Annotated in this window: 17 protein-coding genes and 1 pseudogene; 9 read left to right on the top strand and 9 right to left on the bottom strand. The window is 58.2% G+C overall.

The features are described from left to right. Positions 1-317: 317 nt before the first annotated feature. Positions 318-1,706: a PLP-dependent aminotransferase family protein gene (locus VGL70_22240; protein ID HEY3306250.1), complete on the top strand. Its 1,389-nt coding sequence runs from the start codon at positions 318-320 to the stop codon at positions 1,704-1,706. 4 nt (positions 1,707-1,710) lie between these two features. On the opposite strand, the gene VGL70_22235 is transcribed toward VGL70_22240, so the two are convergent. From VGL70_22235 to VGL70_22225, 3 genes are read right to left on the bottom strand one after another with little or no spacing between them, the layout of a single operon-like run. Further along, on the bottom strand, positions 1,711-2,589 hold the full coding sequence (locus tag VGL70_22235) for a DMT family transporter (GenBank protein ID HEY3306249.1): 879 nt from the start codon (positions 2,587-2,589) through the stop codon (positions 1,711-1,713). A gap of 57 nt (positions 2,590-2,646) precedes the next feature. Further along, positions 2,647-3,792 (bottom strand): amidohydrolase family protein, encoded by a 1,146-nt coding sequence (locus VGL70_22230; protein HEY3306248.1) that lies wholly within the window; start codon positions 3,790-3,792, stop codon positions 2,647-2,649. Beyond that, a complete protein-coding gene (locus tag VGL70_22225; protein ID HEY3306247.1) occupies positions 3,789-4,928 on the bottom strand; it encodes a hypothetical protein in 1,140 nt (379 codons plus the stop codon). Before VGL70_22225 ends, VGL70_22230 begins: the two co-directional genes overlap by 4 nt. Positions 4,929-5,167: 239 nt before the next feature. Here VGL70_22225 and VGL70_22220 point away from each other — a divergent pair, with 239 nt between their 5' ends. Then, a complete protein-coding gene (locus tag VGL70_22220) occupies positions 5,168-6,088 on the top strand; it encodes a LysR family transcriptional regulator (GenBank protein ID HEY3306246.1) in 921 nt (306 codons plus the stop codon). Between the two features lie 6 nt (positions 6,089-6,094). Here VGL70_22220 and VGL70_22215 read toward each other — a convergent pair whose 3' ends face one another. Genes VGL70_22215 through VGL70_22205 form a run of 3 tightly spaced genes read right to left on the bottom strand, consistent with a single transcriptional unit; the run spans position 6,095 to position 9,161 of the window. Continuing rightward, on the bottom strand, positions 6,095-6,727 hold the full coding sequence (locus VGL70_22215) for a response regulator transcription factor (protein ID HEY3306245.1): 633 nt from the start codon (positions 6,725-6,727) through the stop codon (positions 6,095-6,097). 56 nt (positions 6,728-6,783) lie between these two features. Further along, positions 6,784-7,806, bottom strand: a complete 1,023-nt coding sequence (locus VGL70_22210; protein HEY3306244.1) for a PAS domain-containing sensor histidine kinase — start codon at positions 7,804-7,806, stop codon at positions 6,784-6,786. A gap of 14 nt (positions 7,807-7,820) precedes the next feature. Then, positions 7,821-9,161: a cache domain-containing protein gene (locus tag VGL70_22205; GenBank protein HEY3306243.1), complete on the bottom strand. Its 1,341-nt coding sequence runs from the start codon at positions 9,159-9,161 to the stop codon at positions 7,821-7,823. A 188-nt stretch (positions 9,162-9,349) separates the two neighbouring features. On the opposite strand from VGL70_22205, the pseudogene VGL70_22200 reads away from it, so the two are divergent. From VGL70_22200 to VGL70_22175, 6 genes and pseudogenes are all read left to right on the top strand, one after another. After that, positions 9,350-10,644 (top strand): annotated as a pseudogene (locus tag VGL70_22200) (SUMF1/EgtB/PvdO family nonheme iron enzyme). A 118-nt stretch (positions 10,645-10,762) separates the two neighbouring features. Further along, positions 10,763-11,863: a transglutaminase-like domain-containing protein gene (locus tag VGL70_22195; GenBank protein ID HEY3306242.1), complete on the top strand. Its 1,101-nt coding sequence runs from the start codon at positions 10,763-10,765 to the stop codon at positions 11,861-11,863. A 113-nt stretch (positions 11,864-11,976) separates the two neighbouring features. Next, positions 11,977-12,942, top strand: a complete 966-nt coding sequence (gene arsS / locus VGL70_22190) for an arsenosugar biosynthesis radical SAM (seleno)protein ArsS (protein ID HEY3306241.1) — start codon at positions 11,977-11,979, stop codon at positions 12,940-12,942. Beyond that, on the top strand, positions 12,887-13,633 hold the full coding sequence (locus VGL70_22185) for a TVP38/TMEM64 family protein (protein ID HEY3306240.1): 747 nt from the start codon (positions 12,887-12,889) through the stop codon (positions 13,631-13,633). The genes arsS and VGL70_22185 overlap by 56 nt, the downstream gene beginning before the upstream one ends. A gap of 4 nt (positions 13,634-13,637) precedes the next feature. Further along, positions 13,638-14,312 carry a TIGR04283 family arsenosugar biosynthesis glycosyltransferase gene (locus tag VGL70_22180; GenBank protein ID HEY3306239.1) on the top strand — a complete coding sequence of 225 codons (675 nt, stop codon included), beginning with the start codon at positions 13,638-13,640 and terminating at the stop codon, positions 14,310-14,312. Then, a complete protein-coding gene (locus VGL70_22175) occupies positions 14,296-14,985 on the top strand; it encodes a TIGR04282 family arsenosugar biosynthesis glycosyltransferase (protein HEY3306238.1) in 690 nt (229 codons plus the stop codon). The genes VGL70_22180 and VGL70_22175 overlap by 17 nt, the downstream gene beginning before the upstream one ends. Here the strand turns inward: VGL70_22175 and VGL70_22170 are convergent. Beyond that, positions 14,959-15,453, bottom strand: a complete 495-nt coding sequence (locus VGL70_22170) for a peroxiredoxin family protein (protein ID HEY3306237.1) — start codon at positions 15,451-15,453, stop codon at positions 14,959-14,961. The genes VGL70_22175 and VGL70_22170 overlap by 27 nt on opposite strands. Positions 15,454-15,656: 203 nt before the next feature. On the opposite strand from VGL70_22170, the gene VGL70_22165 reads away from it, so the two are divergent. Beyond that, a complete protein-coding gene (locus VGL70_22165) occupies positions 15,657-17,117 on the top strand; it encodes a biotin carboxyl carrier protein (GenBank protein ID HEY3306236.1) in 1,461 nt (486 codons plus the stop codon). A gap of 91 nt (positions 17,118-17,208) precedes the next feature. Here the strand turns inward: VGL70_22165 and VGL70_22160 are convergent, their stop codons facing one another. Both VGL70_22160 and VGL70_22155 read right to left on the bottom strand, forming a co-directional pair. After that, positions 17,209-18,066: a xanthine dehydrogenase family protein subunit M gene (locus tag VGL70_22160; protein ID HEY3306235.1), complete on the bottom strand. Its 858-nt coding sequence runs from the start codon at positions 18,064-18,066 to the stop codon at positions 17,209-17,211. After that, the coding region (locus VGL70_22155) for a molybdopterin cofactor-binding domain-containing protein (GenBank protein HEY3306234.1) at positions 18,063-19,949 on the bottom strand (1,887 nt) is incomplete at its 5' end. The genes VGL70_22160 and VGL70_22155, both read right to left, overlap by 4 nt.

Genomic DNA, 19,949 nt, shown 5'->3' with positions numbered 1-19,949 from the left:
CACAGTGAGGAAAGACAAAAGTTTTTCGTTTCGGGTGTTTAATTTCCGGTTGCAAGCGAGTTTTCATTAGCCGGCGGGGCGCTTAATTTGGTTGGATGCGTTTTCTGACGCGAAGAATATTTGCTCCATGGACTTGGAGGCCTGCCGATGCGATTGTGTCATTCGAATGTGATTCATCGTGAAATGTTTTTGTATTTTAAGGCTCTTAGTGGTATAGAGCAAGAGCCACTTTCTGCGAGATTTATGGAGCCACTTTAAAATCTATGGAGCTTGTCCTTTCGTTAAAGTCCTCAGAGAAAGTCCCCCTGTATAAGCAGATGTATGGTCAAATCCGGGACGCCATTACTTCCGGGCGCCTGCGACCCAGCGACAAACTGCCGTCCACGCGGGAACTTTCCGATCGTCTCGAGCTCTCCCGGAACACGGTGAATCTTGCCTACGAGCGGCTCCTGAGCGAAGGTTATCTGGAAGGCAGACGCGGCTCGGGAACCTACGTCACAAACCTCTTTCCCGAAATCATCAGAGGCAAACGAGAGGACCTCCGCGGTATCGAGGAGCCTGTTTCGCTGCCACAATGGACAAGGGATTTAGAAAAATGGGTCTATGCCCCGCCCGCGTTGGCCTTGCCCTATGATTTCCGGCCCGGTATGCCCGCCCTGGAACACTTTCCGGCGGCGATATGGCGGCGCATCATTCGCCGTCAACTCCATCACTTGGCGCCTGAGCTGGCGCGGTATGGCGAGCCGGCAGGACACCGGCCTCTGAGAGAAGCAATTGCCGCCTATCTCAGACGCTCTCGTGGCGTCGTTTGCGATCCTGACCGCGTAGTCGTGACGGCAGGCTCTCAACAAGCCCTGGATCTTCTGGCCCGCCTTCACCTTATCCCTGGCAAGCGGGTGGTCCTGGAGAATCCCAGCTATCCTGCGGCGGTGGCCGCTTTCCGCGCTTCAGGGGCGACGCTTTTTCCTGTTGCCGTCGATGACGAAGGGATTCAGACCGAACGCCTGCCGCAGAACGCCCAGATCGTCTACGTTACGCCCTCCCACCAATACCCGACCGGCGTCGTTCTGTCTCTTGCAAGACGGCTCGCGTTGTTGGACTGGGCGCGAAAGCATCGCGCGGTCGTCATTGAGGACGACTACGATTGTGAATTTCGCTATGGCGGCCGCGCGATCGAATCTCTTCAAGGGCTGGATCGGTCGGGCCTGGTCATCTATGTGGGTACTTTTTCAAAAGTATTATTTCCAACGTTGCGCCTTGGTTATGTTGTTCTGCCGCGTTCTCTGGTGAAGCCGTTCTTGGCTTTGAAATGGATTTCCGACCGGCACACCGCGGGCCTGGAGCAGCGTTTTCTGGCAGACTTCGTGCTGGAGGGATACTTCGAGCGGTATCTTCGAAAGATGCGAAACGTCTACGAGGAGCGTCGCCAGGTCCTGCTCCGGAGTCTTGCCGAATACGCCGGAGACTATATTACCGTGGCGCCTTCTCTAGCCGGCCTCCACCTTGCCGGTTGGATCAGAGGCAAGTTCGATGAGAATCGTTTGAAGAGCCGCGCAGCGGAACTAGGCGTGGGCCTTTATCCCTTGACTCCTTATTATCTTGAGAAACCCCGTCCCGGGCTTCTATTCGGGTATTCGGGAATTTCGACCGCCGACATTCGAAAAGGCGTTCGACGCCTGGGCCAGATTTTGGCCGGCTTAGCCTGATCGATCATTTTACCGAGATAAGCAACACCCCGCTGAATATCAGGATAGTCGCCAGGAAGTGAACCCCTCTGGGTCTTTCCCCCAATAATAGAATGGCAAAGAGAAGGGAAAACAGCATCGACGTGCTGCTCAGCGGCGCCACCCAGACGGATCGGCTGTATGTTAATGCGTAAAAGTAGAGCAAGTTGGCGACCACGAGCCCTAAGATGCCGGAGCCGATGGCGCGAATCAGATCGCCGTTCCTTGGTTTTGGGATCGGGCCGTGGAAACGTCCCAAGAGGAAGAAGCCCATTGCAGGCACGCCGATTTTGACGAGGTTCAGCAGGATAGGGGGCATGTGCGCCAGTAAGGCCTTGTCGATCACGAGCGAAGTTCCCCATGAGAGACTGCTCGATAAAGCTAAAAGGCAAGCCGCCACTTTTTTGGCGGGAATCGCGTTTGATTTTTCCGAGTCCTCGGACATCGATATAACCGTGATTCCCGCTAAAATCCCCATCGAACCGCCTAGCAGGGACAGGCTCACCTCTTCTCTCAAAAAGAGGGCGCCAAAAATAAAGACAAAAAACGGGTAGCTCATATGCAGCGGCGCCATCAGGCTTAGTCTGCCGAGGCGCAGGGCCCAGAAAAAACCCAGCATGGTCCAAAAATTCAAACATGCCGATGCTAGGGCCAAGCCAAGGTAGGCGGGCGGAATAGCATGAAAAGATTTCCAGTATCCGAGGAGCAAAAAGGAGACGAGCAAAAATACCGCTCCGGAGGCGCTGCGGAAAATCGAGAACGTCACAACATCGACGGACGCGACCCCCTTTTTACCGAGCGTATACGAAAGGCCGTGGGAAGCCGCGCCGGTTAAAACCACCGCCAAGCCTATCCATTCTCCCATGATCGAATCTCTTTCGAGCTGACCGGCCGATCGCGGCTTCCTTTCAGCGCCGGGCCCTTATCTCAGCGGCAAATTGATCAGTTGGGCGGCGTTCAATCCCAGAATCTTCCGCTTTGTTCCATCCGGTAGTTCATCGCAATCCGCCACGGCCGAAACGGCTCCTGGAAAGGTCGCATCGAAGTGTGGATAGTCCGATGCGAAAACAATATTGTCGTCTCCCACGGTCTCGGCGACATAGGGGAGTATTTCTTCATCCGGATCGCAGCTCGCGAAACAATGCCGCCGGAAATATTCGCTTGGCTTGGTTTTCAAATAGGGCGCGTACCAACCGAGATGCTCGAAGTCTCTGTCCATCCGGTCGAGCCAGTAGGGCAGCCAACCGACGCCTGATTCCATGAAAATTACTTTGAGGCCCTGGAACCGTTCAAAGACGCCCCCGCAGATCAGCGTTGTGCACGCAAGTTGCTGCTCGAACGGATGCGAGACAATGTGGCTGATAAAATGGTTGTACGAGGTCTTGGAATACTCCTCATAACGGTCCGCGCCGGCGACCGGCAAGGGGCCGTTCCCGCCCTCGTGAAGCGCGACGGGGATGCCCAGTTCCTCGACCGCCTGCCATAGAGGAGTGTAATCGGGGTCGTCGAGGTTTCGCCCAAAATAAGGGTTGGGCCGGATGTAAACGCCGACCATACCCAATTCCGCGACCGCCCGGCGCATTTCTCTTACGGCCGTTTTCACGTCCTGTAGCGGCACATGGGCATAGCCTTTCAGCCGGCGGGGATTGACCGAGCAATAGTCCGAAAGCCAGTTGTTGTAAGCGATGCTGGTTTCTTCGGCCAGCCTGACGTCCTTAATGCCGGAGAGAAACATTCCCAATGTCGGAAAAAGAACCGCGATATCTATGCCCTCGAGGTCCATGTCTTTTAAACGCTCTTTGGGATCGAAACCGCCGCGCTTGCCGTCCTCATATTTTTTCGCCGCAATGGCCGGTGGAACAACCGGCTCGCCTGCAGAGCCTGCGCCGTTGAGCCCATAGTGATGGCGCGGAAACAAACGTCCTTCGACGATCAGCCGCTGCAGCCCGCACTCATCCTCGATTAACCTGGGAGCCCGCCCGCGACACGAGCCGTCCATATAGCGCAGCCAAAGATCCGGAGGCTCCAGGACGTGACCGTCCGCATCGATTACGAGAAATTCCTTCATGGCAGTATCCCCCAATTGTGCGCCGTTTGTTTGTCGAGTTTTTCGCCTTCGTCGATCACGTCGCACAGACCCTCGACGAGAGTATTGTAGGTATCGAGGAAGAGATGCAGGCCGTGCACGATCTGCAGCCGGTAGTTTTGCCCCAGCTCCGCGTACATCAGGACCGCGTTCAACATGAGATTTGCGTGCGATTCCTCGAAGGCCGGTCCGTCCGCTTCACCGTCCTCTGAAGCATGATCTCCAAAGTAATCACACGCGTGATCGGTCAAGCCGTATTCTTGCTGAAACTGCTTGAAGCCCTTGTAGAGCTTGCCGTACAAGAGGCCCGCTATGGTTTCGTTGCCGAACATAAACGCCGCGACCGCGGCATAAGAGAGGTCCGGTCTGGTTGTTAGTATTTTTCTCGCCTGATAGGCGTTGACCGCCTTTGCCGGCAAGGCGTCCAGGGGGTTTTCATGATCCATTTCTTCTGAGGTTGAGGCGACCGTCCCCGCTCTCCACAGTTCGTCGACCACGCCGTAGAACCGCTCCAGGTGAGGCTCATCTCTCCTGAGTGCGCGTCTTTCCCTCAAGATGCGCACCGCGTCAGTTAGGGATATGTCCACCCCGGCCGTCTCGAAGACCGTGCTCAATAGCGGCATCACGAGGGAGATCACGTAATTGGGATTATCGGTAAACTCGTCGAATGCGGCGAATAGCGGCGCCGCCGCGCCTATCCGGTCTCGCTTACTTCTGTGGAGACGGGTGTCCTCGGTAATCCGACCCGCCAAGTAGAGAAGACCTCCACGGAGTCCGTTGTGGTAATGTCGTATCGTTTTTAGAATGCGCGCGAGCGTGCGGGGATCCAGCTTCCCCGAGATAAACTTTGCCTCGAATCGTTCGATCGTCTTTTGAACCTTATGCTCTCTAATGTAGCCGCAAAGTTGTTTTTTCAGCCTTTCGATCTCGCTCTCCTCTGCCAGGCAGAGTAAGGACGTGGGTGTACTGTCGAAAATCGTCAAGACGTATTTGTGCAGGTCTTCATCCGGCGGAAGGCACGAATCGAGAGTTCTTTCCTGGAGAATGTTTGTCGGACGCGCACCCGAAAAGTCAGTTCTGTTTGTCTGATGACCGACCATTTGCAGTAGCTGTCTCATTTTTGTCCTCCTGCGTCTGTACTTTTGCTGTCGCGCTGCGCGCTGTAGGCGTTTCATCAGATCTCAAAAATAAAGTCCAATGCCGTTTTTCGATTGACGCCATACCGTTTTGATATTGCTCCAGACGGCCAAGTGGTACCATCAATTTGAACAAAGATGGCACTTGTTCTCTCGCCTGGGCTCACTAGGATTTTCCGGTCAGCAGTTTCGTCGCCGGAAAGGCTTAGGGGAGGGAGAATATGACTCTACATCAGCTCAGAATCTTTATAACGGTTGCAAAGCATCTTAACGTCACAAGAGCGTCGGAAGAGCTCCACATCGCTCAATCAGCCCTGTCTCGGCAGCTTAATCTGTTAACGGAAGAGTGTGGCGCCGTACTTTATAGAGTCATCCCTCGTGGCGTGGAGCTGACCGAGGAGGGGAAATGTGTTGTCAGCGGCGCGGGAACGGTCCTATCTCAGGTAGAAAGCATAAAAAACGACTGTCGCCACCGAAGAAAAGGTGGAACAGTGCGAATCGGCGGCAGTCACAGCCCGTCGCTTTATTTTCTCCCGCTGCTCTGCGCAGCCTATTTAAGGACTTACCCTGGGCTTGAAATCGATTTCAGGACCGGGGCGAGTCCTGAAATCGAGCAACTGACCCTCAAGTCAGAGATCGAAATTGGACTCATTACCGGTCCCTCACACCGTCCGTCGCTTACCTATGAGCCTTGTCGTAGGGAGAGATTGGTGGCTTTTTCCTCCTTTAGGTACCCGTTGAAAAAACAGAGGCTCACCGTATCAGAGCTGGCGCAGTTGCCTCTCGTCATAGAAAGGGGATGTGCAGGCGAGGGGCTTCAGCCGGAGGGGATACTGAAGCAAATAGAGGAACGGGGGCTGACCCCGAAGGTCGTCATGAAGTGCGATTCGTCTCTCGCGGTAAAAGCAGCAGTCAAAGCCGGGGTTGGCATAGGAATTTTATTCCGCGACATGGTGGAGGCGGAGGTTAAAAGGAGAGAACTCAAAGTTATTAGAGTTACGAATTTAGAAATGGATACCGGCAGCTTCGTTATCTACGTAAAAGACAGGCCCCTTTCACCGGAAGCGCAGCAATTCCTCCTACTCTTGCGCCAACGCCAAGAAAAGACTCAATGCGTTCTAGGTAAAGTAGGCTGGGCTTAGATTTCACTAGTTGTTTGGCAACATGCCGCGCTTTAGAGCATAGCGGATAACGTCGGTCTGGTTGTGCAGGCCGAGCTTCTTCATCATATTAGCCCGGTGGATCTCGACCGTGCGCGGGCTGATGAAAAGCCGCTTGCCGATCTCGGGATTGGTGTGGCCTTCGGCGGCCAACTGCAAGACTTCGCGTTCGCGGTCACTCAGGGATTCATAGGGGTCCATAGCTGCCGGGCTGGCCCGCTGCGCGTAGGCCTCGATGGCCGATTCGGAAAGCGGCGGGCTGAGGTAATGGCGGTGGGCGGCGGCTTCGCGCACCGCCTTGATCAACTCTTCGGAGCTGGAATCTTTCAGGACATATGCGGCGGCGCCGTTTTTCAGCGCCTCGATAACATACGCTTCGTCGGCATGCATCGATAGAACGACCACATGTGTTTTGGGCGAGCATTTTCTGACCTGACGAGTGGCCTCCAGGCCATGCAATCCCGGCATCATCATATCGAGGATGAGCACGTCGGGCCGGAGACGCTCGACCACTCGTAAGGCTTCGAGTCCATCGCCCGCCTCGCCGACGACGTGAAAATCGGGGTTGGCTTCCAGCACCGCGCGCAAGCCCTGGCGAACCACCCGATGGTCGTCGGCCAGAACGATCGTGGTTTTTTTGGCGCCTTCAGCCGTGTCGCGCTCTGCCAGGTAAAGACCTAGTGTCTGACGGCTTCCGCTGGCCGCAGCGGCAGCTCAGCCGTTAAAACGGTTCCAGATCCAGGAGCCGATTCTATCTTCAGCCATCCTTCCAACATGACGGCCTGCTCGCGCATGCCGGAAAGACCTCCGCTGACGTGGGCCGAGAGAAGATCAGAATCGAACCCAATTCCTGAATCCTTGATTTGAATGCGAACTTTGTCGTTATCCACCGAGACGCCGACCTTAACGGAATGGACCCGCGCGTGCCGCGCGACGTTGGTCAAGGCCTCTTGCACGATGCGGTACGCGACGGTTTCGATGGCAGGAGGAAGCCGCCGTCCTTCGAGTCCTGCGTGTGTGAAGTCCACCTTGATATGGGTTTGGGTCTCGTAACGATCGAAGTGCCATCGCAGCGCCGCCATCAAGCCCATATCGTCCAACATGCCGGGGCGAAGATCGAGGGACAAATCGCGTACCTTCCCGATGAGATCGTTAGTCGATTTCAGCGCTTCGCGCAAGTCGGGCGTGACGATTACGGCCCGTTCGCGAAAACTTGTCTCTAGGGCCAGTTTGATCCCGGTCAGTGCCTGGCCGATCTCATCGTGCAGCTCGCGCGCGATCCGCGTTCTTTCTTCTTCGCGCACGGACTGCAAGTACGCCGCCAGGGAGCGCAAGCGCTCGCGCGATATGCGCAGCTCCTTCTCCGCCCGCTTGCGATCGGTGACATCCTTGCCGATGCCGATGCTGGTGCCGTCCGACAGGCGAACGATGGCCCAGGTTGTATCGATGATGCGGCCGTCTTTCACGCGCGGCTTGAAGTCGTGCCATTCGCCGTCGGACTCGGCGAGAAACTGGAGAACCGTTTGGCGATACTCCGGATGAGGATAACATTCGGCGAAGATGTCGAGCTGCTCCTTTTGAATTTCCTCTAGAGTCCACCCGAGCGTCCGCTCCCATTCCCGGTTGACCATAATGATGCGGCCACGCTCGTCGACGAAGTTCAACATCACGGGAACATGGTCGAATATTTGTTGCAGAATCTCTTTTTGGCTTCTTATTTCATCTTCCGCCCGCTTCCGCTCGGTGATGTCGCGCGCGATGGACGCGACGCCGATGGTGTTTCCACTTTCGTCCTTGACGGGCGAGACGGTGGCCGAGACATGGATGCGCCCGCCGGCTTTCCTGACCCGCACCCCTTCGTAAGACTCGATAATTTTACCTGCCTGATCGCTTCGGAGTTTCTTTCCACAATCTCCATCTGCTCCGCCGGGAACAACATCGTGATCGAACGGCCGATCGCCTCCTCGGGACGATAACCGAATATTTTTTCCGCGCCCTTGTTCCAGCTCGTGATGGTGCCGTCCAAGGTCCTGCCGACAATGGCGTTGTGGGAAGACTCCACAATGGCCACAAGCCGGGACCGCGCGTTTTCCGCCCGCTTGCGCTCGTCTGCGGCTTTTTCGAGCGCTTGCGCTACCCTGTCGACCTCGACAATGGCAGAGGCAGAAACCTGCGGTATCTCACCGCGTCCAAGAGTTTCCGCCGCCCCGGAAAGAGCGGCGATAGAATTTGAGATTCGCCGTGCGATGAAATACGCCAAGGTAAGAGCCGACACCAGGAGCAGGGCGCTGCCAAGCATGACGGAGGCGAGCCACCGCCGGTACGCTGCCTCGGCAGCCGACACCGGAATCGCCAGCCCCACGCTCCAGCCGGAAAGGTTCGAGCGGTAAAATCCTCTATATTGATCCACTCCGTCGCTGCTGACGTCGCGCCACGTACCCTCCGTCTCCTTTCTGCTTTTGTCGGCAAACAACGGCGTTGCCAGCGTGCCCAGAGACTGTTCAAAATTTTTCGTGCGGACGATCACCGTCGCGTTCCTGTCGATGATCGTCGCCGTCCACCCGGCCGGCATGACCTGCTCGTGTACAAGCTGCAACAGCGAGCGCGGAAAGATTGAGGCGGCCAGCAGGTACTTGACCTTCCCGTTTCGAAACACGGGCACGGTTACGGCGATCAAAGGCTCTTGCGTGATCCGGCCGGTGTACAAATTAGAAATCGCCGGCCGGCCGGTCGAGACCACTCTTAAATGCTCGGGGTCGTTGGGAGACCCGGGCGAACGGGAACCGAATGGCCTCCGGAGACTCAGAAGCTGGCGTCCGGATTCGTCGGAGAGCGCGATGGAGTCCCAATAGCGCTGAGTTTTTACTACTTTCGCGGCCTCGTCGCAAAATTGTTTGAGATTTGCCAACTCGAGCTCCTCCGATGTCGCCAGCACTTGCAGCGAGCGAATGGAGGCTTCAAGCTCGCGGTCTACCGCCGAGGAAAGCGCGCGGGCGGCGTCGACGAGACTACGTTCCAGTTTGGAGTGTTGTGCCCGCTCGTAAACGACGATCATCACGGATGCGAAAATTAGCGGCGGCAAAAGGGCCGCGACAACCAGCGCGATCAAGTATGAGCGTAGTCTCATCTGACGGAACAATTTCACCATAAAAAAGCCCGGCTGGATCGACCCGTCGGGCTCGTCGCGACATTTAATTATGAATCCGCCGCCCGGCGGATCGATCCCTGGTCTTTCTATCTAGATTGCAGTCGGCCTGGAAGCGGACCGACGATCTATTCGCACTCCTCAAGCCTGAGGCTTTAATCGCGCAACCGATCGTCTGGCGCCATCCGTTTATTTTTTACGCCGGACATCTGCCGGCCTTCGCCTGGAACCAAATCTGCGGCTCATTAAATCGCCTCTCGTTCAACCCGTACTTCGATGAGATTTTTTGCCGCGGCATCGATCCTGATATCGATACCGGCAATTGCCATCCTCATCCGGACGTGCCGGAGGATTGGCCCGATCTCGCCGATATTCTCGCCTACCGCGACAGCGTGCGCGGCGCCGTGCTGGAGACGCTGGCCGATGCGGGGTCCGCGAACGGAAAGAACGGCGCACGCCCAAATAGCCGGCTTTTTTCCATCGTCCTTGAGCACGAGATGATGCATCAAGAGACCCAACTATACATGGCGCAGGAGTTGCCGCTTGAGCTCAAAGCCCGGCCGGAAGAGCTGGCTTATTCGTTCCGAGGCGGAGAGAAGGCGGAGGAGATCAAGGTCCCGTCCGGGCGGGCGACGCTTGGCGCTCCTTCGGCGCGCGTCGAATTCGGTTGGGACAACGAGTTCCAGGAGCAGACCGTAGAAGTTGGCTCCTTCACGATGGATTCGACTCCGGTCACCAACGGCCAATTTTTCGACTTCGTGGAAAGCGGCGCGCATGAGGACCCGCGCCATTGGTCGAAGGAAGATTGGGCGTGGAAGTCCAAAGAAAAATTGCGGCATCCAAACTTCTGGCGCGAAATCGACGGCGCGTGGTTTTACCGGGGCCTCTTCGATCTGCTCCCGTTGGAGTCCGTTTCCGCCTGGCCCGTCTATGTGAGCCTGGCCGCGGCGCGCGCCTACGCGCGCTGGAAGGAGAAGCGTTTGCCGACGGAGGCCGAATACAATCGCGCGGCTTTCGGCAAGCCGGACGGCGGCGAAGCGTCTTTTCCTTGGGGCGAGAACGCGCCGTCGTCCGAGAGCGGCAATTTAACTTTGCTCATTGGTCGCCGGCGCCGGTGGGATCGAACCCGAAAGGGGTAAGCGCCTGGGGCGTGCACGAGCTGGTCGGCAACGGCTGGGAGTGGACCGAGACGCCGTTCGCGCCGTTTCCCGGATTTGTCCCGCTTGAATCTTATCCGCAATACTCCGCCGATTTCTTCGACGGCAAGCACTTCGTGCTCAAAGGGGCGTCGTGGGCGACGGCGTCGCAACTTCTGCGGAAAAGTTTTCGCAATTGGTATCAGGCCCATTACCCGTATGTCTTCGCGAAGTTTCGCTGCGTGGCCGACGGCTGACCGCCCGCCCGGCGCTAGAAACATATTAACTTCGCGCCGCGGAGGCATTTGACAACACGACGCAATGTGATAGCAGTGGCCTTACAAATCTTTAACCCCGAAACATGAGGAGGAGAATATGAATCGACGAACATTCTTGAAGGGGACCCTCGCTGTTTCCGGCGGGCTTTTCGTGGCCGGCCGCCTGCCTGCGCCGCCGCGCGTGGAGGCGGCGAACGAGGCGGCTCCCAAGTGGCGCACGTTCGAGGTGAGCACCAAGGTGGAGGTCCTGGATCCGCAGGGCGCGGCGAAGATATGGTTGCCGGTTCCGCTCCTGACCGACACCGACTATTTTAAAAGATTGGGCGACACGTGGAGCGGCAACGCCGCCGGCATGGGAAATCTTCGCGACGCAAAGTACGACGCCGGGATGGTATACGCCGAATGGTCGGGCTCGGAAAAATCCCCCACGATCGAGCTGACGAGCCGCTTCGCGACGCGGGACCGGCGAATCGACTTTAAGAAGCCGAGCAACGCCGTCAAGGAAGACAAAGAAGTGCTCAAGCTCTATCTCCAACCCACGGCGCTCATCCCGACCGACGGTATCGTCGCGGACAACGCGCGCGTGATCACGCTCGGCGCCAAGCGCGACATCGACAAGGCCAGGGCGATCTACGAGTGGATCGTCGACAACACCTTTCGCGATCCCAAGGTCAAAGGATGCGGGCTCGGCGATATCAGGGCGATGCTTGAGTCGCGCAACCTCGGCGGCAAATGCGCGGACCTGAACGCGCTCTACGTCGGTCTGGCGCGCGCCTCCGGCATTCCGGCGCGGGATGTCTACGGCGTCCGTTGTGCGACTTCGGCGGACTTCAAGAGCCTGGGCAAAGCGGGCGACATCACCAAGGCGCAGCACTGCCGGGCGGAAGTTTTTCTCACCGGTTACGGCTGGGTTCCGGTCGATCCCGCCGATGTGCGCAAGGTCGTGCTGGAAGAGAGACCCGAGGGTCTCAGCCTTCAGGACCCGCTGGTCAAGAAAGCGCGCGCAAAGCTCTTCGGCGCCTGGGAAATGAATTGGCTCGCCTTCAACTACGCGCACGACCTCAAGCTGCCGAACTCCTCGGCGAAGCCGCTGCCGTTCCTGATGTATCCGCAGGGCGAGACGGCAGGGGGGCGAAAAGACAGTCTCGAGCCCGAGTCCTTCCGCTATACGATGACCTCGAAGGAGATCGAGGTCTGACCCGCCGGATTTTCCGCCGACGTTCGAAGAGGCCTCCGCTCGTGCGGGGGCCTCTTTTTTTCCGCGCTGTTCTCAAATTATTTCTGTGTTAGAGTCTTTTACGTGGCAACCGTATGACTCCATTCTCCGCCAAACTTCGGCCAACCGGACAGACCTTGCGCAAGCGCGCGATCGAAGTCCTGCAAGTCAACATGGGCAAATATTGCAATCAGGCTTGCACCCACTGCCACGTGGAGGCGGGGCCCGGGCGCAAGGAGATGATGACGCGCGAGACCGTCGGGGCCGTTCTAAAGTTTTTGTCCGCTGCGAAGATTCCGACGGTCGATATCACCGGCGGCGCGCCGGAGCTGAACCCGAATTTCGACCGCCTCGTGGAGTCGAGCGCCGGCCTCGGCCGCCGCGTCATGGACCGCTGCAATCTCACGGTGATCTTCGAGCCGCGGAAGGATTATCTGCCGGAATTTTTTCGCGCCAACAAAGTCGAGCTTATCTGCTCGCTGCCTTGCTACACCGAAGATAACGTGGACCGGCAGAGGGGAGAGGGCGTCTTCGATTTGAGCATCCGAGCGCTCCATCGCTTCAACGAGCTGGGATACGGCGATCCCGCGACCGGTCTGGAGCTTCACCTGGTTTATAATCCCCTGGGAGCCTACCTGCCGCCGCCGCAAGAGCGATTGGAGGAGGACTACAAGAAAAATCTCAAAGAGAAGTACGGTATCGTCTTCAACCGGCTTTACTGCCTGGCGAATATGCCGATCACGCGCTTCGAGAAGTTTCTCAAGCTGCGCGGCGAGTACGATCGCTATGTGGAGCTGCTGGAGTCGGCTTTCAACCCCGCCACGCTGGACAAAGTGATGTGCCGTGAGCTTATCAGCGTGGGGTGGGACGGTCTGGTGTACGATTGCGATTTCAATCAGATGCTCAATCTGCCGATGATGGACGAAGACGGCGAGGCAATAAAAATATCCGCGTTGTCCCCGGACGGGCTGGAGAACCGACCGATTCTTGTCGGCGACCACTGTTATGCCTGCACCGCCGGCGCCGGCAGCAGTTGCGGCGGCGCGCTGCTTTCCCAGTGAAGCGATGACCTCCGCCGAAACGAGCTTCAGGGAAATGGGGCCGAGAAGGATGGTCCTCGGCCTTGCTCTTCTTGTTTTCATCGCTGCCGCCTTTGTCCTGCGCGAGCGCTTCGGCGCCGCTCCCCTGGTCGATTGGATTCGGTCCGTGGGCCCATGGGCGCCGCTTGTCTACATGCTCGTTTTTCTGATCGCGCCGGCACTTTTCATTCCGGGCGCGCCGATCACGATTGCCGGAGGAGCGCTCTTCGGGCCGGTGTGGGGAACGATCTATAGCGTTGTGTCGGCAACGGCCGGCGCGACCCTCGCTTTTCAAATATCGCGCCATCTCGTGGGAGAATGGGCGGAGAGAAAAGCCGGCGGCATCGTCAAGCGTCTCAAGGACGGCGTGGAAGAAGAAGGCTGGCGCTTCGTGGCCTTCACGCGGCTCGTGCCGCTCTTTCCCTTCAACGTTTTGAATTACGGCTACGGTTTGACGCGGGTCAAGTTTTCGCATTATGTCGTCGCATCCTTTTTTTGCATGATCCCAGGCGCCGCCGCTTACAGCCTGATCGGCTACGCGGGCAGGGAAGCGGTTCTCGGCGGCGACTGGCCGCTGCTTCAGATCAGCGCGGCGCTGGGTCTGATGTTTTTTCTTTCGATGCTGCCCCGCCTGGTTCTTCACCTGAGGAAACCCGGCGGGAGACGAAGCTAAAACCATGCGCGTCTCGATCATCGTCCCGGCCCTCGACGAGGAAAATACGATTGCTTCCACGCTGGAGGACCTTAGATCGTTCCCGGCGGAAGTGATCGTCGTGGACGGGGGCAGCCGCGACCGCACCGCCGAAATTGCGCGGCAAATGCAGGTCATGGTGATCGCTTCGTCGCGCGGGCGGGCCCGCCAGATGAACGCCGGCGCCGCGGCGGCCGCGGGAGACGCGCTCCTTTTTCTTCACGCCGATACCCGGCTACCGTCTTCTGCAATCGAAGACGTCCAGTCGGCCCTGAATGATCCGCGCCACGTCGGGGGACGCTTCGACTTGAAGTTGGACGATGACCGAACCATCTTCCGGTTGATCGGTTTTTTGATCAGCCTCCGCTCCCGCGTGACCAAGGTCGCCACCGGCGATCAGGCGATCTTCGTTCGCCGCGAGATTTTCCAAACTATCAGCGGCTTTCCGGAAATTCCCATCCTCGAGGATGTCGCCTTCTGCCGCGCTTTGAAGAAAATGGGGAAGGTGGCGTGTCTCAGGAGCCGGGTGGCGACCTCCGCAAGGCGCTGGCAAAAGGACGGGATCGGCCGCACGATTGTGAAAATGTGGGCCCTCAAGTTTCTTTTCCTGATCGGCGTTTCGCCTTTTCGCTTGAAGCGCTTTTATGCCGAGGTCCGGTAACGCGCTGGTCGTCATGGCCAAAGCTCCGGTCGCCGGCGAGGTCAAGACCCGGCTGGTTCCGCCGCTCACGTTGGACGAGGCCGCGGAGCTTTACCGCTGCCTCTTGCTTGATCTGCTGGAAAATTTCGCCGCGTTCGAAACCGCCGATCGCTATGTCGTCTTTTCGCCGCCGTCGGCGGCGCGTCTGTTCGACGAGATCGCGCCGCCGGGTTTCATCTGTTTTCCCCAGCAGGGCGCGGATCTCGGCGACCGGATGCGCTCGATCTTCGAGGACTTGTTCGAGCGAGGTTATGAACGCATCGTCGTGATCGGCAGCGACTTGCCGGTGTTTCCGTCGAGTTTTCTGAGCGACGCCTTTCGCGCGCTGGCTGAATCGGCGCGGGTCGTTTTGGGTCCGAGCCGGGACGGCGGCTACTATTTGATCGGCCTCAGCCGTCTTGTGCCGGAGATTTTTTCGGATATGGCCTGGGGTAGCGAACGGGTCTTCGAGGCCACGCGGCGGAAACTCTCTCGGATTGGAATCGAGCCGGTTCTTTTGCCCGTCTGGTTCGACGTGGATCGGGTCGAGGACTTGCCGGCGCTCGCGGCGGGCGGATCAGCTAGGCTTCGGACGCGAACCTTCGAGCTGCTGAAAAAAATTCCGGGCTTACGAAATCTTCCGCACGGCTTCTAAGATCTGCTCGTTGGTGGGCCGTTTCGTATAGTCCGTCTCGACGAACTTCCAGCGCACGACGCCTTCTGTGTCGATCACGTAAGTCGCCGGATGCGGCATGCCCTTGATCTCGGGATTCAATAAGCCGTAGCGGTCGATCACCTTGTGGTCTTTGTCCTCCAGCATGGGAAAATCGAATTCGCCGGGAAACGGCTTCAGCTTCTTGAGGAACTGCTTGGACTCGGCGTGGGTGTCGGGACTGACGGCCAGAATCTCGACGCGCTGGTGCTCTTTGGGAGTGAGAAGTGTTTTCAGCTTCCCGAGCTGAAGCGTGCAATAGGTTCACCAGTAGCCGCGGTAAAAGACCAAAACGACATGCTTCTTCCCGCGATAGCTACCGAGACTGACCTTCTTGCCGTCCGCGTTCTCCAGCGTGAAGTCGGGAGCCCTCTCCCCGATCTTGATCCTTTCGAGGTCCGTCGGCGGCATCCCGGCTCCGTCTTTGGGGCCTAGCTGGGCGTAAGACGATGGGCTCGAAAGCAAGAGAAGAACGAAAGCAATCGGTAGAAATTTTATTTGCTTCGACTTGAGTTGCTCGACTTTCATTAGCGTTTGATAGCATTCAGTCGTGAATCGTTCAAGCGGCCGCGGTCTTGCCTTCGCGATCACGGTCTTGTATCGGAGGAAGTGGCATGAACGAGATCCGTTTCGTCGATACGACGCTCCGCGACGGGCAGCAGAGCCTCTGGGCTCTCGGGATGAAAACCGAGGCGATGCTCGCGATCGCCGAGCAAATGGACCGGTGCGGCTTCGAGTCGATGGAGTTTTTTCTCTCGATGATGTTCAAGAAGTACGCCAAGGAGCGCAAGGAGAACGCCTGGGATTGGCTCCGCGAGGGCTCGAAGCGCTTCACCAGGACGCGGCTCAGATATCACGGCGGCCTGCACGGCGGCTTCGAAAAAATTCCTAGCTGCATCTTACGCCTCATGGTCGAGCGCGTCGTATCCTATGGCCTTACGCTCACGCGCACTTCGAACTGCTGGAACGACTACACGAGCTTCAGGGAGGAGGTGGAGGGCCTGCGCAAGTTGGGCATGGAGACCGTCGTCAATTTGATTTACTCGGTGTCGCCGCGCCACACGGACGAATACTACGCGCGGAAGGCGCGCGAGGCGGCGGCCATCCGGCCCTACCGCATCTGCTTCAAAGACGTGGGCGGCATGCTCACGCCTGAGCGCGCGCGCGCTCTCATCCCAATAATCCAGCAGAATATCGGCGATGTACCGCTGGAGTTCCACGCGCACTGCAACAACAGCCTGGCGCCGCTCTGCTATCTCGAAGCGGCCAAGCTCGGCGTGAACACGCTGCATACGGCGATCCCGCCGCTGGCAAACGGATCGTCGCAGCCGTCGGTCGTAAACGTCGCGAGAAACTTGCGCGCGTTGGGATACGATCCGGCCGTGAACGAAGCGGCGGTAGCGCCCGTTGCCGAGCATTTTAATTTCGTAGCGAAAAGAGAGGGGCTGCCGATCGGCAGGCCGCTCGACTACGATCACTCGCAATACTATCACCAGGTCCCCGGTGGGATGATCTCCAACCTGCGTCACCAGCTCAAGATCGTCGGCATGGAAGACAAACTTGACGCAACGCTTGAGGAAGCGGCGCGCGTCCGCGCCGAGTTCGGCTATCCGATCATGGTCACGCCGCTGTCGCAGTTCGTAGGTTCGCAGGCGGCGATCAACGTGATCGTCGGCGAGCGCTATAAAGAAGTCACGGATCAGGTGATCCAGTATGCGTTCGGCATCTGGGGTAAAGAAGGCGCGGAACTGATGGATCCTGAAGTAAAAGATAAAATCTTGAGCCGGCCGCGGGCCAAGAAGTGGAAAAATTGGACGCCGCCCGACCCGTCGCTTCAGGAAGTGCGCCGGAGATTCGGCGGACGGGGTGTCTCGGACGAAGAGTTGATCCTACGGGTTTACGCCGGCGAGGACGCGGTCAAGGCGCTGCTTTCCACCGGCTCGCCGAACGAATATCTCGACGCAACACATCCGCTGGCCATGCTGGTGCGGGAGATCTCGAAGCGGAACGACTTGAACTACGTTAATGTTCAGAAGCCGGGATTTTCGGTCACACTGGGGAAAGCGGCAAATTAGCCGTCAAATCCAGGTGTCATTCTGAGGCGAAGCCGAAGAATCTCGATCGAGACCCTTCGCTTCGCTCAGGGTGACACACTTTTGGATCCTTCTACAAGGCTAGCGCCGCACGAATCGCGCGCACCGTGTACACTCTGGCGAGGTGGGAGCGATATTCTTTTGAGCCGTTGATATCTTCGAGCGGATCGACTCCGTCCGTCACTTTAGCTGCGGCTTGCTCAAGCAGCGGTTCCTCAAGCTTTTTCCCGCCTAGAACCACCTCCGCAGCGCGGGCGCGAAAGGCTTTGTCGCTCACGCCGGTGAGCCCGATTGCGATCTCATCGCAGAGTTCATTCTTACTAATCTTCAGGCGCACGGCCACGCCGACCACGGCAAACCCGGACGCCCTTTGCGCCGCCTTGAGATAAGCGGTTTTGCTTCCCTGCGATACCGGAATTTTGATCTCGGTCAGAATTTCATCCGGCTCCAGGCTACTGGTGAAAAAGCCGACGAAGAAATCTTCCGCCTTGATCCATCTCTCGCCGCCTGGTCCGACGGCTTTCAATTCGGCTTCGAGCGCTAGAATCACCGCGGGAAGATCGGCCGTCGGATCGGCGTGAGCCAAGCTTCCTCCGATCGTTCCCTGATTTCGCACCTGCACGTCGCCGATCGTCGCAGCCGCTTGTGAAAGAAGAGGAGAGTCTTTTTGTACCAGCTCCGAATGTTCGACCTGGGCGTGCGTCGCAAGCGCGCCGATGCGAATGCTTTCATCTTCAAGGCGAATGTCATTCATATCGGCGATTCGGCCGATATCGATCACGTACCTTGGCCTGGCGAGACGGAGCTTCATCAAGGGCACGAGACTCTGTCCGCCGGCGAGGATCTTAGCATCGTCTTTGTAAGTCGAAAGCAAATCGAGCGCTTCTTTGAACGTAGCGGGAACGAAATATTCGAACTCAGCCGGAATCATCGCTGCGATTTCTCCTGGATCAGATTCCAGACTCGCTCCGGCGAGAGCGGAAGATCTCTTACCTTAACGCCCAGCGGCTTCAGCGCGTCTTCCACCGCGCTCGCGATCGCGGCAGGGGAGGGGATCGCCGCGCCCTCGCCGGCCGCTTTCTGTCCCAACGTCGTGAACGGCGACGGCACGGGATGGTGCAGGATCTCGACGTTGGGAGTCTCCAGCGTCGATGACTTGCCGTAGTCGGTCAGCGTAAGCGTGAGAAGCTGGCCGTCCGAGTTGTAGATAAACCCCTCGCCGAGAGCGACGGAGATCCCATGCGCCGCCGAGCCGTAGATCTGCCCGTTCACCACGTCGCGGTTGATCACGGTGCCGTTGTCGCCGACGATGACGTAACGCAAGACGTGAACTTTGCCGGTCTCTCTGTCCACATCGACGACGGCGGCGTGGGCGGCGGCGGAAAACGTGAACTGAGCACGGACCTTGCGGTCGCGGCCGGGCACGAGGTGCGGCTCGGCGTGGGGAAAGGTATAATAGAATGTGGTTCGCAGTCCGCCTTCAAACCCCGGCGGATGAAACGATTGATTGCCGTAAGCGATCCAGCCCAGCTCGGCAAAGGTCACTTTGTTGATCGGCGATCCGGGCGCATGCACGACGCCGTCGTCGATCGTGAGTTCTTCCGGGCGCGCGTCCAAGACGTGCGCCGCCAGCGCGAAGATCTTCTCCTTCAGTTTCAGCGCCGCGCCATGGACCGCGCCGATATCGTAGAGGTGAAAGTTGTTGCCGCTGTTGGCCGCGCCGACGCCCCACGGGGAGAGATCGCTGTCGAAAGGAGAGGTGACGCTGATGTGAGCCGGCGAAATTCTTAAAATCGCCGCGACCACCTGCGCGGCGGTGGTCTCGTGCGCCTGGCCGGAATTGGGCGAGCCTAGGAAGAGCGCGACCGTGCCGTTTTTTTCGAGCTTGATAGTCGCGCCATTCACGCCGCCCGCGCCGGGGCTTTCCTTCATCTCGGGAAAGATCGCCATGTCGCGCGCGGCGTTGCGCCCGCCCGGCTCGACGCCGATCACGACGCCGATGCCGAGCAGGCGGTTTTTTTCGCGTCCGCGCTTCTGTTCTTCTCTGAGCTTGTCGTAGCCGATCGTTTCCAGCGCCTTTTTGAGCAGCGCGGGATAATCGCCGCTGTCGTAAACGTTTCCGCTGGGAGTTTCGTAGGGCATCGCGTCCGGCGGGATGAGGTTCATCGCGCGGACGGCGATCGGGCTCAAGTTCAACTCCTCCGCGATCCGGTCCATGATCCGCTCCCAAATAAAGCACATGCCGGGTTTGCCGATGCCGCGGTTCGGAATCACCGGGCACTTGTTGGTCACCACGGAGCGGCCTTCCATGGAGATGTTTTTGACTGTGTAAACGTTGGAGAGATTGTTGAGCTTGTTGGTGAAATGGATCGTCAGCGTGCCGACCGAGCCGCCCACGTCGTCGGTTTCTATGAACTTGAGCCCCAAAACGGTTCCGTCGTTTTTGACTGCGACTTCGACGTTGAACTCCTGTCCGCAGGAATGGCCCGCCGCCATCATGTGCTCGGTCCGGTCTTCGATCCATTTGACCGGAAAGCGGCTCTTGATCGCGAGCAGGCTGGTGATCACCGCGTAATTGCGAATGAGATGGATCTTCTGGCCGAAGCCGCCGCCGATGTCGGGAATGATGACCCGCACGTCCTCCAGTCCGAATGCCTGCCTAAGCGCGTCATAGATGACGTCGGGGACTTGCGCGTTGATCCAGAGGTTCAATTTTCTGCTGGCCGCGTCGAACGAAGCGATGCAGGCGATCGGCTCGAGCGGCGTCGAGCTGTAGCGGTGGATCTTGAGATTCTCCTTCACGATCCGATCCGC

The organism is Candidatus Binatia bacterium (genome assembly GCA_036504975.1).
Classification (GTDB): Bacteria; Desulfobacterota; Binatia; order UBA9968; family UBA9968; genus JAJPJQ01.
Note: the sequence above shows the minus strand (reverse complement) of the source record. Positions and strands in the feature narration are given on the sequence as shown.